The following is a 15732-nucleotide window of genomic DNA, read 5'->3' on the forward strand; positions in this document are numbered from 1 at the left end:
TATGGCAGAATCAGCAGCACCCAGACAAGGTATCCTGTCCTTATCGATCAAGGATAAAAACGCGCTGTATGCGGCGTACATGCCCTTCGTGAAAAATGGCGGCTTGTTCATCCCGACCAAACGCGAATACGAGATGGGTGAGGAAGTGTTCATGTTGCTGAATTTAATGGACGAAACTGAACGCTTGCCGATTGCCGGTAAAATTATCTGGAAAACGCCGTCCGGCGCGGAAGGCTATCGCGCCGCCGGTATTGGCGTGCAATTCAGTGATCAGGATGGTGGTGCGGCGCGCAATAAAATCGAAACCTATCTGGCCGGTGCATTAGAATCTGATCGCTCCACGCACACCATGTAAACACTTTTGCGGGCGGACTTTGCCGCTTGTCTTTACTTTTCTAAACTCATGTTTATCGACTCCCACTGCCATCTTGATCGTATCGACTTGGCGCCTTACGCTAATGATTTCAATACCTTTGTGCAAGCGGCACGCGCGGCCCAGATCAGGCATATGCTGTGTATTTCTATCGATATGGAAGCCTATCCGGCTATGCTGGAGCAAGTCATGCCGTATTCGGACATCTCCTTGTCGGTGGGCGTGCATCCAAATGTTCATGATGGGCGTGAGCCCACGCTGGATGACTTGCTGCAGTTGGCCGATAACGAAAAAGTGATCGCCATTGGTGAGACGGGGCTGGACTATTTTCGTAGCGAGGGCGATTTGGAATGGCAGTTTCAACGGTTTCGCACCCATATCGCCGCCGCCAAGACACTCAACAAGCCTTTAATTATCCATACTCGCGAGGCTGGGCAGGATTCCTTGGATGTGTTGCGGCAAGAAGGCGCGGACCAAGTGGGCGGGATTATCCACTGTTTTACCGAGGATTGGGCTTATGCGGAAAAAGCATTGGATTTGAATTTCTATATCTCTTTTTCCGGCATCGTGACTTTCAAGAACGCGGAAGCCATCAAAGATGTGGCGCGTAAAATACCAGCCGACCGTTTTCTGATTGAAACCGACTCACCGTATCTGGCGCCGGTGCCGTATCGCGGTAAACCGAATTATCCGACCTATGTGCGCTACGTGGCGGAACATATTGCGGATTTGCGCGGGACCTCCGTCGAAGCCATTGCCGAGCAATCAACCGAAAACTTTTATCGCCTGTTTGCCGGCTCTTCGGCCGATAAGCTACGCCGGGCCAGCTAAAAAAAACGACCGGGTCCATGTTGCGATGGACCGGCCGTTCGGAGAGGTGGGGTATAACTCTCATTCCCCATAGGGGCGCATACAAGAGTTGCTTGCAGTTTACTGAAGCGACACTGTCCTGAAAATGTGGCATTTTGCCGCGTGGCAAATTGTCGCTGCCCTGGCGGTTAACCTAATTCCTTGAAATGCCGTCATGACATCAATCTACCTTTTATGCCCTGGGGTATAGCAACTTTATTTTCTCGGAATATGGATCTGGAATTAGCTAGTCCGCTAGGGGTTTTTCAACTCCAGCGCTTACCTTTTCGCAAAAATGAACTGCTGCGGGCTTGGGATGCTGCTGACGAATATCTGTTAAATCACTTGGCTGCCGCAGGCGTTGCCGAGCATGGCAGTATCGTTATCCTCAATGACAGCTTCGGTGCGTTGGCAGTTTCGCTCAGCGCTTACCGGCCAACCGCTATGTCCGATTCCTGGCTTTCGCAGCAGGCGACACGTATTAATCTGGCATTGAATCGCATAGACCACGAGCGAGTGCGCTTGTTGGATAGCCTGTCGCTACCGGAAGCGGACATTGATTACCTACTGATTAAAATCCCCAAAACCATGGCTTTGCTGGAGTATCAATTGCATAGGCTTAAACCGTTGTTGAAGGCTGATTGTCGGGTAATCGCTGCTGGTATGGTAAAGACCTTGCCGCCAAACACCTGGAAATTGCTGGAGCGCTTGGTCGGACCCACGCAGCCCTCTTTGGCGGTGAAAAAAGCTAGACTGATTTTTGCCAGTGTGGATCAAAATCTGCAACTGCCGGAAAACCCTTATCCCACGCGCTATCAGTTGGAGAATAGCGATCTTTCGGTCTGCAATCACGCCAACGTATTTTCTCGCGATAGCCTGGATATAGGCACCCGTTTTTTATTGGAGCATCTGCCGCAAAACTCCGAGTACCGAGATTTTATCGATTTGGGTTGTGGTAACGGCATCGTCGGCGTGATGTTGGCAAAACAAAACCCAAATGCGCGAATAGGGTTTATCGATGAATCGTTTATGGCTATCGCCTCGGCCAAAGAAAATTTTGCGGCGGCTTTTGCCGATAGTCGACAGGCCAATTTTTTAGTTGCCGACTGTTTGAGCGATTACCCGGAGAACAGTGCAGACTGCATAGTCTGTAACCCGCCGTTCCATCAACAGCACACCATAGGCGATCATATTGCCTGGCAGATGTTCCGGCAGGCACATAAAGTCTTGCGTAAGAGCGGTGAGTTACGGGTAATCGGTAATCGCCATTTGAACTACCATCTGGCGCTGAAGAAATTATTCGGCAATTGCCGGCAGGTGGCTGCTAATGCCAAATTCGTGATTTTCAGCAGCGTGAAGGTTTGAATTATTCGATATTTTTATAATGTAAGGATGAAATCTGTTCGGAAACGATGCCGATCAGAAAGATAAACAAGGACGACAAAAACAGTACCGCGCTCATATTGGTAAATCGGTTTTCGGTAAAATAAGTGTAGCCGTAATAGCCGGCGCCCAAGCTAAATACTATGCTGCTGATGGGTAAAAACAGCCGCATGGGTGAGAACAGCACCCCAATCCGTAAGATAATAATAAAAAATCGAAAACCGTCATGCATCAGCCGGATATGGCTTTTGCCGCTGCGTTTGCCGGCGTGGATAGGAATGTAGGCTACCGGGAAGCCGGAACGAAAAAACGCCATTGTGCTGGTGGTCGGATAAGAAAAACCGTTGGGTAATAGGTAAAGAAATTTGCGGAATTTGTTGGCTCGGGCCGCACGAAATCCGGACGTAAGATCTTCTATTTTGTGTCCGGTCATCATTGATGCCAGCTTATTGTAGAACTTATTCGCCAGACGTCGGAATAATGAGGCATGGCTACCGGCGTTTCGGGCACCGACCACCATATCGTAGCCGTCGTTCAGTTTGTTAAGCAACGCCGGAATGTCGCCGGGGTCGTGTTGGCCATCGGCATCCATAAACACCAAAATATCGTTTTTTGCATGCCTGGCTCCGGTTTTAATCGCCGCACCGTTGCCCATGCTGTAAGGATGATCAATCACCGTGACGCCGGCCGCGCGAGCGATGGCGGCAGTATCGTCCGTCGAGCCATCGTTTATCAGCAGAATCTCCGCATCAGGGTACAGCAGATGTAACATCGGTAAAAAGGACGGCAGATTTCTAGACTCGTTTTTTGCGGGGATGACGATGCTGATCGAGGGGATGTTATTCATGAAAATCCAAAGTTTGGCAAGGAAACATGCCGAAATGTGGACAACAGTCTAGCAGAATTAAAGGGTATCGACAGCTGGGGTCGATTTATCGAAACTGGTCTTTCAATAGGCGTAATTGCCTGAAAACCGCCAAGTCGGATTGGTCTGTCATGCCGATATTGTTGCGAATACCGAGGTCGTGCGCCCTAAAAAAGGGGTTGGTTGCCAGTTCCAGGCCGATAGTCGAGGGAAGGGTGGGGCGGTTTTGTTGGCGAAGTTCGGCGACTTGATCGATCCGCTGCAGCAGCTGCGGATTGTCCGGATCAACCGACAACGCAAAACGGCCATTTGCGGCGGTATATTCGTGGGCGCAGTAGATGCGGGTTTCGGCCGGCAAGGCTTTCAGTTTTTCCAACGAATGCCACATCTGTTCGGCGCTGCCTTCGAACAATCGGCCGCAACCCAGCGAAAACAAAGTGTCGCCGCAAAACAAAGCCTGGCTATCGGCGCTGTAATAAACGATATGCCCTACGGTATGGCCGGGTGTGTCGATGACCTGAAAGCACTGATTGCCGAGTTTAACTACATCCCCGTCGCCGAGCAGTATGTCAATGCCGGGGATACGCGCCTGGTCGGCTGCCGAGCCAACGATCTTGCAGCCGGTTTGCTGCTTGAGTTGTAAATTGGCGCCTATATGGTCGCTGTGATGATGGGTATTAAAAATGTAATCAAGTTGCCAGGATTTCTCGACTAAAGCATCGATAACCGGATCGGCAACGGTGGGGTCAATCACGGCGGTCAATCCGGAATAAGTGTCTTGTAATAGATAAATGTAATTGTCTTGTAGAACCGGTATTTGCAGGATTTCTAACATTTATCTATGTGCAATAGTTAATCAATACTTATTTTCTGGCAATGAAGACCATTTGGTGACAATGGTAAGGATCGATTTTTTCAAAAACAGGCTGAATGAAGTTTGGCAGCGGATATAAGCCAAAGCCATACCCCGTGACTTGTGAGAAACCAATAGTGTTTAGATATTTTTTCAGCGTCAAGTAACTGAATACCACTAAATGGCGGTGAACAGGTGTATCGGACTCGGTATCCCAGTGAAGTTCATCTGCGCTGACCTTAAAAACTTCCTCCGATTTCAGCAAAATATCCGAGTCGGGATGTGGGCCGCTAGACGGCATTTTTCCGGCAAGAATCAGGGCGGCGGTGAAATAAGTGCTAATGTTTGGGGTTAAAAGCACCAGTTTGCCCCCTGGCTTTAATGTTCTATGCGTCTCTTTGAGAAAATGACAGCCATTTAGTAAATGTTCCAAAACAGAAAGCGCGAATACACAGCTGAATTTGTCGTTTTCGAAAGGCAGCTTTTTATTCAGATCGCCCTGCTGAACATTAAGCTGCTTTAACCGGGCCGCATTGACGCTGTCACTATCCCACTCGATGCCGTGGTATTGAGCGGGCGTCAAACCTATTTCGGTAGCAAGGCGATCAAACCAATAGCCGCTGTTGGCACCACAGTCAAGACATGCTCCGCCATTCTCTTTTAGCGCCGATACTATTTCCCTGGCCGCCAACGCATACGCTTCCGACATCGTGCGTTGGTACAAGGACTTGAAATAGCTCTGTAACATCGGGCTGTTTACGCACAAACCGCCTGAATCTTAGCCAAGATACCCTTAGTATCCAGGCCGCATAATGCCAGCAACTCCTCGCGACTACCTTGCTCCACAAACCGATCCGGCAGGCCGATGTTCAACACCGGCATCAGAATGTTTTGCGCCTGCAGGAACTCGTTCACCGCACTGCCGGCACCGCCGGCAATCACGTTCTCTTCGACCGTGACGATCACATCATGGCTTTTCGCCATTTCCAGAATCAAGGCTTCATCCAGCGGTTTCACAAAGCGCATATTCACCACCGTCGCGCCCAGCTGCTTGCCGGCTTCCACTGACGGTGTCACCATACTGCCCCAGGCCAGAATCGCAATGCGGCTGCCTTGATGGCGGATTTCGCCTTTGCCGATGGGGAGTTCGGTCAAGGCCTTGTCAACCGTGGTCCCCGGACCCTTGCCGCGCGGATAGCGCACCGAGGCCGGACCATGGTGTTTGAAACCGGTGGTCAGCATTTGCCGACACTCGTTCTCGTCGGCCGGCGCCATGACTAACATGTTCGGAATACAGCGCATATAACTGTAATCAAACGCCCCAGCATGGGTTGGACCGTCCGGTCCCACCAAACCCGCTCTATCCAGCGCAAACAACACGTCCAGATTCTGCAAGGCCACATCGTGGATTAACTGATCGTAAGCGCGTTGCAAAAAGGTCGAATAAATCGCCACCACCGGCTTGGCCCCCTGACAGGCCTGCCCGGCGGCCAAGGTTACCGCATGCTGCTCGGCAATCGCCACGTCGAAATAGCGCTTCGGATACTGCTGGGAAAACGCCACCAAGCCCGACCCTTCGCGCATCGCCGGCGTAATCCCCAACAGCCGCTCATCCTGCTTGGCCATATCGCACAACCAAGTCCCGAACACTTCCGTATAGGTCGGGTGCGGTGACGGCGCGGCTTTCGGTAAATAGTCCTTGGTCGGATCGAAGGCCGGCACGCCGTGATAGGCCAAAGGATCTTTCTCCGCCGGTGCATAGCCTTTGCCCTTCTTGGTGACCACATGCAAAAACACCGGCCCGGACAAATCCTTCAACTTCTCTAAAGTCGAAACCAGCATCTCTACATCGTGACCGTCGATCGGCCCGAAATAATTAAAGCCCAACTCCTCGAACAGCGTGCCCGGCACAATCATGCCCTTCACATGCTCTTCTGTCTTACGGGCCAGTTCCCACACCGACGGCATACTAGCCAAGGCCTTCTTACTTTCTTCCCGCACCGAGGAATAAAACTTGCTCGACAACACCTTGGTCAGATAATTATTCATCGCGCCTACTGGGGGCGAAATCGACATATCGTTATCGTTCAGAATCACCAACAAATTCGCGTTCACATCGCCGGCATGATTCATCGCTTCATAAGCCATACCGCCGGTAATCGAACCGTCGCCGATAATGGCGACCATCTTCTTGTCCTCGCCGCGCAACTGCGAGGCAATCGCCATGCCCAGCGCCGCGCTGATCGACGTTGACGAATGACCGACCCCAAACGCATCGTACTCGCTCTCCGTCCGGCACGGAAACGCCGAGACCCCACCCAAGGTACGAATCGTCGGCATCCGCTCTTTCCGCCCCGTCAAAATCTTATGCGGATAAGCCTGATGGCCCACATCCCACACCAACTGATCCGAAGGCGTATCGAACACATAATGCAGCGCCACCGTCAGTTCCACCGTGCCCAGGCCTGCCGAGAAATGGCCGCCGGAGATACTGACGGTATGGGTCAGATAGCGACGCAACTCATCGGCCAGCGGTTCGAGTTGTTCAGGCTTCAGGGCCCGAACGTCGGCGGGGGTCTGGATGGTGTCTAGTAACGGAAATTCGTTAGTCTGTTTCATGATCAGTACAGGGGTTCACGATAGAACATCAGGATGACGCCTATCTGGAATAAAGCGAACACTGAAATAAATCCGGCTACGTTTTTACCGGGCGAATCTAGTTTGAGTTCCAGCCAGCGGCCGCAAGCCAGGATCAGCGAGAATACGCCCATCATGGTATGACCGACCTGAATCAGGAAGGCAGTTTTTGCCTCGAAACCGACATGCGAATGCGCCAACAGCATCATGCCGCCAAATGCCGCCAGCAACGGAAACATGTAGGGCATAAAGCCACTGTTGTTGTTCAGCCGTGCTCGCACTTCGATCAAACCCAGTACAAACACCAATAGCGTGGCGATCCGATGTTGCAGAATTTCGCCATTGTTAAAGGTACTTTCCCAGAAACCGATAGGACCCAGCGGCCAGCTTTCGGCGTCGCTACGGAAAAACAGGAACACGCCCAATGCCATGAAACCAACCGGCCAGAAGCGCGCCCAACGATGGAAGCGGTTGGAGAACGACAACATCGCGAAGAAGCTCATGGTCGCCAGGAAGATGCCGGAAATGTTGTGGTTGTAATCGGACCAGGCAGTAGCAGCTTCCGACGGAATCTGACCGACGATGGCTACCCGTCCGGCTTCGCCGGCGATCAAGGCTTCGTGAGTCGGCGATTCCCAGCGCGGTACGCGCGGATGGAACATGTTCAAGACTTCTTCGAAACTCGCAGTCAAATGCGGAATGTCGACAGCTGGCGGTTGCGAGGCCAAACTGGCGGCAGTGAACAGGATAGTCAGCAGTATCAGGGTTTCCGCTTCGATATAGTAGGGCACGCGCGCGGTCAGGGCATACAGGCTGCGGCTGGTGAAATAGGCATTCACGGCTTGCCTATTCAACCAGGCAAAGCCTAATGCCAGACCCAGCATGATAATTTTTACCAACAACAGATTGCCGTAACCGGCGCCGATGAAGCCTTGGAAAGTGCGGATGTAATACCAGGCTAGCGGCGTGCCGGTGACCAGCAATATGACGACTGAGCCGATGCCCACTGCCGAGAAGCGTTTTAATAACAAAGGCCAAACTTCAACGGCTATGGCATTACGTTTTTTCAAGCCCCATAACGTCAGAATTTGAAATATGCCGCCCACCCAAGTGGCCGCAGCGATCTGATGCGTGACAGTTAACGTCATTAACAGGCCGCGATCCTCCAAACGACTCGCGCCGTGTACCAGCCAAGCTGCGGAAATGACCAGCGGCACAATAATCGCCGTGGACAGCACCCAGAATTGTTTGGAGCGTGGATTGCTTTTTAACGCTTGCCGGATGAACACCGCCAAAATAAAAGCGCAGGTAGCGCGCGCTAAACCGGCCTGGAATTGCACGGTTTGGAAAAACGCCGGGAACGGCGATTTGCCTAAGGTCACGGCCATCAGCCATATTTTCAGGCCAATTTTCGACAATTGGGTGATGACCAGGGCTTTGCTGCCGAAATGAATCAGGTTGACGGTTTTGCTCAGTAAGGCCGAGTTATACAGCGCCTCTTCATGCCAGGGGCGCAGGACTAACAGTCCCCACAACAAGCCACCGATGGTGATGGAATAAAACGTGAGATCGACGCCGCCTATCAATGAGTCTAAATAATTTGCAATGCCTTCCATGCGGATCACTTAGCCTGTTTGACAAAAAAACGCAGCAGGTCTTCGCTGAGATGACCGTCGGCGGCGAATATTTTTAATTTGATGGCATATTCGCCGGGTTCCAAAGCTGGTAGATGCAGCAAGACTTGGCCGGGTTTTTCGCCCGGCGTGGCCGTAATGGTTTGCATTTTATCCCCGGCACTGACCAGGAATACTTCCGACAAATCCAATTCCACCTTGGAATTGAACGATAGTTCCACGTCACTGGCCAGATTGACCGGCACAGGCTTGAGTTTTAAAGAATTATGCGTGACAACGGCGTGGCCGAAAGCGCTGTTACTGGCGACCAGTGCCAAGGCGAACAAAGCAGGTTTGAAAAAATTCATGTGTGGCACCTTATTTTTTGTTTTTTAAAGCATGGCCGGCCAGGTTTTTACCCAGCGTCCAGATCGAACCGGTGACGTTATGCGTATCGGCGATGGTTTTTTCCACGGAATTGACAATCCAATCGCGGTCTTTTTGAGTCAGCGTTAGCGGCGGTAAAAATTTGACCACGTTCATGCCGTGGCCGGCCACTTGTGCTAGTACTCGGTGTTCCTTGAACAGCGGGATCAGGATCATCTGGCAGAATAGGCCTTTGTTGGCGGCTTCCAGCATGGCCCAGGCGGCCTTTAAGCCCAAACTTTTTGGTGACTGGAATTCGATGGCAATCATTGAACCCTTACCGCGTGCTTCTTTCAGGAATTCGTATTTCGGCGCCATCGCGTTGATGGTGGCTATGATGTCTTCCCCGACCTTGGCACTGTTTTCGACCAGTTTTTCTTCGTGAACCACATGCAAGGCAGACAGGCCGGCAGCCATTGCCATATTGTTCTTCGAGAAGGTTGAACCATGCACGACGGCTCGGTCCATGCGGTTGAACACGGTGTCCATGATATGGGTGGTCATGGCGACGCCGCCGACAGGGATGAAGCCGCCGGACAAGGCTTTGGCCATCAAAATCATGTCCGGTTTAACGCCCCAGTGCTCGATGGCCCAGAACTTGCCGGTACGGCCTATGCCGGTCTGAATTTCGTCGGCCACGAACAAGGTGCCGTATTTTTTGCACAAGCGCTCGACTTCCGGCAGGTAGTTATCGTCTGGAATGTTGACGCCTTTGCCTTGAATCGGTTCGACAATGAAGGCCGCCACATCTTTGCTGCTCAAGGCTTGTTCCAGTGCGGCCAAGTCATTGAACGGTACGGAAGTACATTCCGGCAATAGTGGGCCGAAACCTTCGCGGAAGATGTGTTCGCCGGTCAGTGACAATGAGCCCATCGTCAGGCCGTGGTAGCCATGGTCGCAATGCACGATACGCGAACGCTTGGTGGTGTAGCGGGCGAATTTGATCGCCGCTTCGACAGCTTCGGTGCCGGAATTGCAGAAAAACATTTTCTCCAGATTGTCCGGGCAGGTCGCCAGAATTTCTTTGGCCAGCAGGCCGCTGAGCAAGGACACATCCATCTGTACCAGGCTGGGTAATTCCAGTGTCAGGGTTTCTTGCAGGGCTTTGATGATGGTCGGATGGTTGCGTCCCATTGCAAACACGCCGAAACCACTGAGCAAGTCCAGGTACTCGTTACCGTCTTCGTCGTAAAGATATTGGCCGATCGCTTTTTTATAGTTTCTGTCGTAACCAATGGTACGTAAGACGCGCACCATCTGGTTGTTAAGATAATGCTCGTGCAAATCGAATTTCTCGTCGAAATGCTGAGTAAAAAGATCGGCAATGCTAAAAGACATGTAATACCTCGTAAGTGCTTGGTTTATTTCCGGATTACGCTATGTTCCCGCTGCTTAACCCTTCAATAATTCACGGTTTTCTGCTAAAAAACGATGATTTCGTTTAGTTGTTTGGCAATGATTTTCAAGGTTTTTTGCGCGGCATGAAAATGTAAGCCCAACTTGATGAGGCTGGGCGCTTCCCATGGGTGGGTTGCCAAAAAACGCAAGAGTTTGCTGGTTTCTACCTGCCCCTGGCCGTTTAAGGCCTGAGTAACCGCTTGGGGTAGGCTCATGCTTACCGGATCGGCAATCGTACGAATTGCCAGACAAGGTAAGTTCGATTGCTCGGCAATTTTGGCCATGGCGCAGCTTTCCATGTCCAAGGCAATTGCACCGGTCTGCCGGTATAGTTTGTGCTTATCGCTACTGTTGCTGACGATATGGCTGCTTTCAGCCAACTTGCCGTTGGAAATCGGAAACTGCTTATCCAACAACTCGTGCAGACGCTTACGCCAGCGCGGATCGGTATCGAACACCTGTTGTTGCTCCGATAACAACTGCTCGGCCAGCATCAGATCGCCCGGTTTCAATTGCGGCGACAATGCGGCTGCGCAGCCCCAACTGATCAGTTTTTTAGCGCCTTTGGCGATTAACAGGCGCGTGGCCCGCTCCGCATTGACCGGTCCGGCACCGGCAAATGCCAAGAGAATGTTGTCGGCGATTCTGACGCAATCACCCTGGACCAATTTTAGGCGGGTCAGGGTGGAGAGCTCTTCCGGTAAGGCAACAAGAATTCCTATGGTCACTGTTTGGCTAATTCGTTACGGTATCTAGCCAACGCCCATAATGGGAAGAACTTGTCATAGCCGTGATACTTCAAATAAAACACCTTTGGAAAGCCCGGTGCAGTAAAGCAGGGGTCATTCCAAACCCCGTCCGCCTGCTGGCTGCGCAGCAGGAAGTCGATGCCGGCTTTGACTTCCTGGCTGTGGACTTCGCCGGCGGCGATCAAGCCCAACACGGCCCAAGCGGTTTGGAAGGCGGTGCTGAAATGGTAGTGGCCGCGAAATTTCTTATCGTCGTGATAACTCAAGTTGTCTTCACCCCAGCCGCCGTCTTCGCGTTGGACGCTTTTTAGCCACGCCGCAGCTTTGGTGTACATCGGGTCACTTTTCGGTACATCGGTTTGTTCCAGGCCCAGCAAGGCAGACCAGGTGCCGTAAATGTAATTGGTGCCCCAGCGGCCGAACCACGAACCGTCGGCTTCTTGATCGCCGCGGATGTATTCGATAGTGCGTTTCAGGGCTGGTAAATATTCGTCGTGATCCTTCGCCACCCGAGCCATCAACATCGCGCAGCGGGCGCTGACGTCGACAGTCGGTGGGTCGAGCAGGGCGCCGTGGTCGGCGAATGGAATTTCGTTCAGATAGTAATAGGTGTTGTCGACATCGAACGCGCCGTAGCCGCCGTTTTGCGATTGCATACCGACAATCCAGCGTGTCGCTCTGTGGATGGACTCGTCCAGTTCAGGCAGATTGGAATCTGCCATCGCGAAGCCCACTACCGCAGTATCGTCGACATCGGGGTAATGCGGATTGGCAAATTGAAACGCCCAGCCGCCGCCGGCGAGATTGGGGCGGCGAACGCGCCAATCGCCCGGTTCGTCAGACAGTTGTACGCTCTTGAGCCATTCGTAAGCTTTGCTTAGCTGCGGAGCGTTAGCGGCTTTGTCGGATTCCTGCAGAGCCAGCGCCGCGAGTGCTGTGTCCCAAACTGGCGATAAGCAGGGTTGGCAATAGGCGTAGTCATCTTTGATAACCAGCAGTTTATCGATTGATTGGCGTGCGATCACCACGTTGGGGTGATCGGCTGGGAGGCCCAATAACAACATGGCTTGGTAGGCGTTAACCATGGCGGGGAATATGCCGCCCAAACCGTCTTCGCCATTTAGGCGTTCGGTAAACCAATCAACGGCTTTTTGAATGGCGTGTTCGCGCATGCGTTGTGGAATCAACGGCTCGGTAACGCGGCCCAGTTTATCCAGGCCCAGGAAGAATTTATTCAGCAGAGTCCGTTCTGGAAAGTAATGTTTTTCCTCGTCCGGATGAACGACAAACAATTCCAGGACGTTGACCTTGTGCGGATTTTTGGCTTTAGCCTTTAGGGTGCACATGATGAACAGCGGTACCATCACGGTGCGCGACCAATAGGATACTTTGTCCAGATGAAACGGAAACCAGCTGGGCAGCAGCATAATTTCCACCGGAATATACGGCACGCCGCGCCAGGGTAATTGTTCGAATATCGCCAGTGCGATTCGGGTGAAGACGTTGGCGCGCGCCGCACCGCCTTGGCTGAGTATCCACTCTCTTAATTTGACCATATGCGGCGCATCAATGGCGTCGCCGGCCATTTTTAAGGCGTAATAAGCTTTGACGCTACCGCTGATGTCGCCGGGGCCGCCGGTAAATAGCGGATAGCTGCCGTCTTCGGCCTGGCGGCTGCGCAGGTAAACGGCCATTTTGCGCTGCAATTCTTCATCGATGTCGTCCAGGTAGTGCATCATCATGATGTATTCGGACGGGATAGTGCAGTCGGCTTCCAGCTCAAATACCCAATAACCTTCCGGGCTTTGCAGGCTAAGTAATTTTTCCTGGGCGCGTGCGATAGCGGCATTCAGTAAGCCAAGGCCGCTTTTACTGCTGCTGGTATTGTTCGTGTCGTGGCTGCTGGTATCTATATGGGCTTCAGTAAACATAGTGATTCCTTATTGTCCAGTGTGCGATATAGGTGAATAGTGCCAATCCGGCGATTTCAAATTACGGCTGGTCAGGTTAAACAGTAGGGATAGCAGCAAATTGCTGCGCACGGTCAATTTGGTCGCGACAATAGTGGCTTTCACACTATTACGGCTGATTTTGACCTGATTCGATTCGTTGAAATTAAGGTTTGCCTTGATTTTCTTCAAGGTCAGTACGGCCATACCCAGCGCCCAAAGGCAAAAGTTGCGGATGCCGGTTTCGTGGCTGGGCAGGAGTTGTGTGTAAGTTAATGCATTTTGCAAATGCCCGTGAGCGATAGCCACCAGATGGCTCAGGCCGAGGCGGAAACGCTCGTCGTCGGTTTCCGGCGTCAGCTCGGCCAGATTGAAACCGGTTTCGGTGAAAATGTCTTGCGGTAACCAGCATACGCCGCGTTTGGCGTCGTCCCAAATATCTTTCAGGATATTGGTCATTTGCAGACCTTGACCAAAGGAGACTGAGAGCCTCAATAGTTCTTCGCGATGCGCGGCTATTTCCGGGGAATAATGGCAGAACAACTTTGCCAACATCTCACCGACGCAGCCGGCTACGTAGTAGCAGTAGTCGTCCATGTCTTTCAGGGTTTTCAAGCCGGCATGTAAATCCAACGCCTGATAGACCAGCATGCCGTTCGCCATGGTTTCCACGCAACACGCCAGGGCTTCTATTTGCGGAGCGTCCAGTGAGCGGGTTATGGCAATCACGCGAGGCACCAGCTGGATCAGGCTATGTTCGGCCGGAATGGTTTGCTCCGAGAGCAGTGGAGCCAGCTCGGCGCTGAATACATCTGCGTTATTGCCGGTCTTGACTATGTCTATAAAAGCGCTGCAAAAGTATTTCTTTTGTTCGGCGCTAAGGGATATTTCGTCTTCTATGGTGTCGACAATCCGGCATAGCAAATAAGCATTCGCCACAGCCGGATACAGTTCATCCGGGAGTTGCGGGATAGTTAGCGCAAACGTGCGCGACACGCCTTCAAGCAAGGTGGCTTGCAGTTCGGCGTCGGTTAGTTGTCTGAGCAACTCCGGATTATTGATTAGTGTTTGAGATCCGTTCATCTGTATCAAGGCTAACTATTAGTTGCCCAAATGATAGACTGTTTGTTGGTGTTTTGCAAAGTGATGTTGCTTTATGGCAAATTTGTCGAAATGGTGCTGGCAAAAGCAATATATGAGTTCATGTTTCTGATCTTTGTTGTTGTTTTAGAAAAATAATTATGGTTTTTTAGGGGTTAGGCTTTTTTGTGGTTGCTAAGCGGCTTTGTGTGGCTTTCAGGAAATGTGCGCATGTTCTTGTTGTTTTTTGCGTATTTTATCTGGAGTATGTTGTTGGAAAGTGGTATTCTGACCACATCTAATTGTGCGCCTCGAGCCTAATTGATGGTCTAAATTGGCCGCAGCAGGTGTCACTTCTAGGATGGTTATCGGTTTGCGGCTGTTGTTTTTTTGTAACAGCTGTGGTCGCTGGATGTCGTGATAGTTTTTGGAGAATAATGCTGTGAGTGTTCCTTTACGTCAGCAATTGGCTGTAGGTAGTTATCTGATCAAGCAAAAGATCAAAGGTGTAAAAAAGTATCCTTTGGTTTTGATGCTGGAGCCCCTGTTCAGATGCAATTTAGCATGCGCGGGCTGCGGTAAAATCGATTATCCCGATGATATTCTCGACAAGCGGCTTTCTGTTGAGGAGTGTTTGGCTGCGGTTGATGAATGCGGCGCACCGATGGTGTCCATTCCAGGCGGCGAACCCTTGATTCATAAAGAAATGCCGCAGATTGTGGCCGGTATCGTTGCTAGAAAGAAGTTTGTTTATCTTTGCACCAACGCTTTGCTGTTAAGAAAACGGATTAACGATTACACCCCCTCGCCTTATTTAACCTTTTCCGTGCATCTGGATGGTTTAAAAGAGCGGCATGATACTTCCGTTTGCCAGGAAGGGGTTTTCGACATCGCTGTCGAAGCGATCAAATTGGCCTTGGGTAAAGGCTTTAGGGTCACCGTTAACTGCACCCTGTTCCAAGGCGAAACCCCGGAAGAAGTGGCGGAGTTTTTGGATTACGCGATGGAGTTGGGTGTAGAAGGCGTCACTATTGCGCCTGGATTCAGCTACGAGCGCGCGCCTAAGCAGGACGTGTTTATTAAAGGCCTTGACGTTAAAAACCTGTTTCGCGGTATTTTCAAAATCGGCAAGAACCGTAAGTGGAAATTGAACCATTCGTCGCTGTATTTGGATTATCTGGCCGGCAATCAGAATTACGACTGTACGCCATGGGGTAATCCAACGCGCAACGTATTCGGCTGGCAAAAACCTTGCTATTTGTTGGCTGACGAAGGTAATGCTAATTCCTTTCAAGAGTTGCTGGATGACACGCCTTGGGACAAATACGGTACGGTGAAAAATCCTAAATGCGCTAATTGCATGGCGCATTGCGGCTACGAAGCAACAGCGGTAGAGGATACCTTGGCGCATCCATTGAAAGCTTTGTGGGCAGCGGTGCGTGGTCCCAAAACCTCCGGCGAAATGGTTGCTGAAAAGCAGCCTGAGTTTGTTGCTTCTTTCAAAAAGTCGGCAATTTCCGAGATTCCGGTAAAAGTAGAGTCTTAAGACTAACCCTG

The 15732-nt window shown here is 51.5% G+C and carries 14 protein-coding genes; 4 read left to right on the top strand and 10 right to left on the bottom strand.

All coding sequences use genetic code 11. The annotated features are described in order from the left end of the window. Position 1 precedes the first annotated feature (1 nt). From ACMXD4_RS04815 to ACMXD4_RS04825, 3 genes are all read left to right on the top strand, one after another. On the top strand, positions 2-355 hold the full coding sequence (locus ACMXD4_RS04815; protein WP_033157114.1) for a PilZ domain-containing protein: 354 nt from the start codon (positions 2-4) through the stop codon (positions 353-355). A gap of 48 nt (positions 356-403) precedes the next feature. Further along, a complete protein-coding gene (locus ACMXD4_RS04820) occupies positions 404-1204 on the top strand; it encodes a TatD family hydrolase (protein ID WP_415880009.1) in 801 nt (266 codons plus the stop codon). A 249-nt stretch (positions 1205-1453) separates the two neighbouring features. After that, positions 1454-2587 (top strand): methyltransferase, encoded by a 1134-nt coding sequence (locus ACMXD4_RS04825; protein ID WP_415880010.1) that lies wholly within the window; start codon positions 1454-1456, stop codon positions 2585-2587. Position 2588: 1 nt separating this feature from the next. Here the strand turns inward: ACMXD4_RS04825 and ACMXD4_RS04830 are convergent, their stop codons facing one another. The 10 genes from ACMXD4_RS04830 to ACMXD4_RS04875 all read right to left on the bottom strand — a co-directional run bounded on the left by ACMXD4_RS04830 (position 2589) and on the right by ACMXD4_RS04875 (position 14178). After that, entirely contained in the window at positions 2589-3452 is an 864-nt protein-coding gene (locus tag ACMXD4_RS04830) for a glycosyltransferase family 2 protein (RefSeq protein ID WP_415880011.1), read from the bottom strand. Between the two features lie 85 nt (positions 3453-3537). Next, positions 3538-4305, bottom strand: coding sequence for a hydroxyacylglutathione hydrolase (gloB, locus tag ACMXD4_RS04835; protein WP_415880012.1), 768 nt, complete (start codon positions 4303-4305; stop codon positions 3538-3540). 28 nt (positions 4306-4333) lie between these two features. Next, complete coding sequence (locus ACMXD4_RS04840) at positions 4334-5032, bottom strand: class I SAM-dependent methyltransferase (protein ID WP_415880013.1); 699 nt, start codon at positions 5030-5032, stop codon at positions 4334-4336. Between the two features lie 47 nt (positions 5033-5079). Further along, a complete protein-coding gene (gene dxs, locus ACMXD4_RS04845; RefSeq protein ID WP_415880014.1) occupies positions 5080-6942 on the bottom strand; it encodes a 1-deoxy-D-xylulose-5-phosphate synthase in 1863 nt (620 codons plus the stop codon). A gap of 2 nt (positions 6943-6944) precedes the next feature. After that, positions 6945-8576, bottom strand: coding sequence for a copper resistance D family protein (locus ACMXD4_RS04850; RefSeq protein WP_171696418.1), 1632 nt, complete (start codon positions 8574-8576; stop codon positions 6945-6947). A 5-nt stretch (positions 8577-8581) separates the two neighbouring features. Then, positions 8582-8941: a copper resistance protein CopC gene (locus ACMXD4_RS04855; RefSeq protein WP_033159609.1), complete on the bottom strand. Its 360-nt coding sequence runs from the start codon at positions 8939-8941 to the stop codon at positions 8582-8584. Positions 8942-8951: 10 nt separating this feature from the next. Further along, a complete protein-coding gene (locus tag ACMXD4_RS04860; RefSeq protein ID WP_033159608.1) occupies positions 8952-10337 on the bottom strand; it encodes an aspartate aminotransferase family protein in 1386 nt (461 codons plus the stop codon). An 83-nt stretch (positions 10338-10420) separates the two neighbouring features. After that, positions 10421-11125 carry a phosphorylase gene (locus ACMXD4_RS04865; RefSeq protein ID WP_033159607.1) on the bottom strand — a complete coding sequence of 235 codons (705 nt, stop codon included), beginning with the start codon at positions 11123-11125 and terminating at the stop codon, positions 10421-10423. After that, complete coding sequence (gene shc / locus ACMXD4_RS04870) at positions 11122-13077, bottom strand: squalene--hopene cyclase (protein WP_415880015.1); 1956 nt, start codon at positions 13075-13077, stop codon at positions 11122-11124. The genes ACMXD4_RS04865 and shc overlap by 4 nt, the downstream gene beginning before the upstream one ends. Before the next feature lie 9 nt (positions 13078-13086). Beyond that, positions 13087-14178, bottom strand: coding sequence for a phytoene/squalene synthase family protein (locus ACMXD4_RS04875; protein ID WP_171696415.1), 1092 nt, complete (start codon positions 14176-14178; stop codon positions 13087-13089). Between the two features lie 439 nt (positions 14179-14617). Between ACMXD4_RS04875 and hpnH the strand changes: the two genes are divergently transcribed. After that, positions 14618-15721 carry an adenosyl-hopene transferase HpnH gene (hpnH, locus tag ACMXD4_RS04880; protein ID WP_415880016.1) on the top strand — a complete coding sequence of 368 codons (1104 nt, stop codon included), beginning with the start codon at positions 14618-14620 and terminating at the stop codon, positions 15719-15721. Positions 15722-15732 lie beyond the last annotated feature (11 nt).

This window comes from Methylomonas sp. TEB (assembly GCF_047777895.1).
Lineage (GTDB): Bacteria > Pseudomonadota > Gammaproteobacteria > Methylococcales > Methylomonadaceae > Methylomonas.

Coding starts and splice junctions, on each gene's coding strand:
- ACMXD4_RS04815 (WP_033157114.1), top strand. CDS start 2: ATGGCAGAATCAGCAGCACCCAGACAAGGTATCCTGTCCTTATCGATC.
- ACMXD4_RS04820 (WP_415880009.1), top strand. CDS start 404: ATGTTTATCGACTCCCACTGCCATCTTGATCGTATCGACTTGGCGCCT.
- ACMXD4_RS04825 (WP_415880010.1), top strand. CDS start 1,454: ATGGATCTGGAATTAGCTAGTCCGCTAGGGGTTTTTCAACTCCAGCGC.
- ACMXD4_RS04830 (WP_415880011.1), bottom strand. CDS start 3,452: ATGAATAACATCCCCTCGATCAGCATCGTCATCCCCGCAAAAAACGAG.
- gloB (WP_415880012.1), bottom strand. CDS start 4,305: ATGTTAGAAATCCTGCAAATACCGGTTCTACAAGACAATTACATTTAT.
- ACMXD4_RS04840 (WP_415880013.1), bottom strand. CDS start 5,032: ATGTCGGAAGCGTATGCGTTGGCGGCCAGGGAAATAGTATCGGCGCTA.
- dxs (WP_415880014.1), bottom strand. CDS start 6,942: ATGAAACAGACTAACGAATTTCCGTTACTAGACACCATCCAGACCCCC.
- ACMXD4_RS04850 (WP_171696418.1), bottom strand. CDS start 8,576: ATGGAAGGCATTGCAAATTATTTAGACTCATTGATAGGCGGCGTCGAT.
- ACMXD4_RS04855 (WP_033159609.1), bottom strand. CDS start 8,941: ATGAATTTTTTCAAACCTGCTTTGTTCGCCTTGGCACTGGTCGCCAGT.
- ACMXD4_RS04860 (WP_033159608.1), bottom strand. CDS start 10,337: ATGTCTTTTAGCATTGCCGATCTTTTTACTCAGCATTTCGACGAGAAA.
- shc (WP_415880015.1), bottom strand. CDS start 13,077: ATGTTTACTGAAGCCCATATAGATACCAGCAGCCACGACACGAACAAT.
- ACMXD4_RS04875 (WP_171696415.1), bottom strand. CDS start 14,178: ATGAACGGATCTCAAACACTAATCAATAATCCGGAGTTGCTCAGACAA.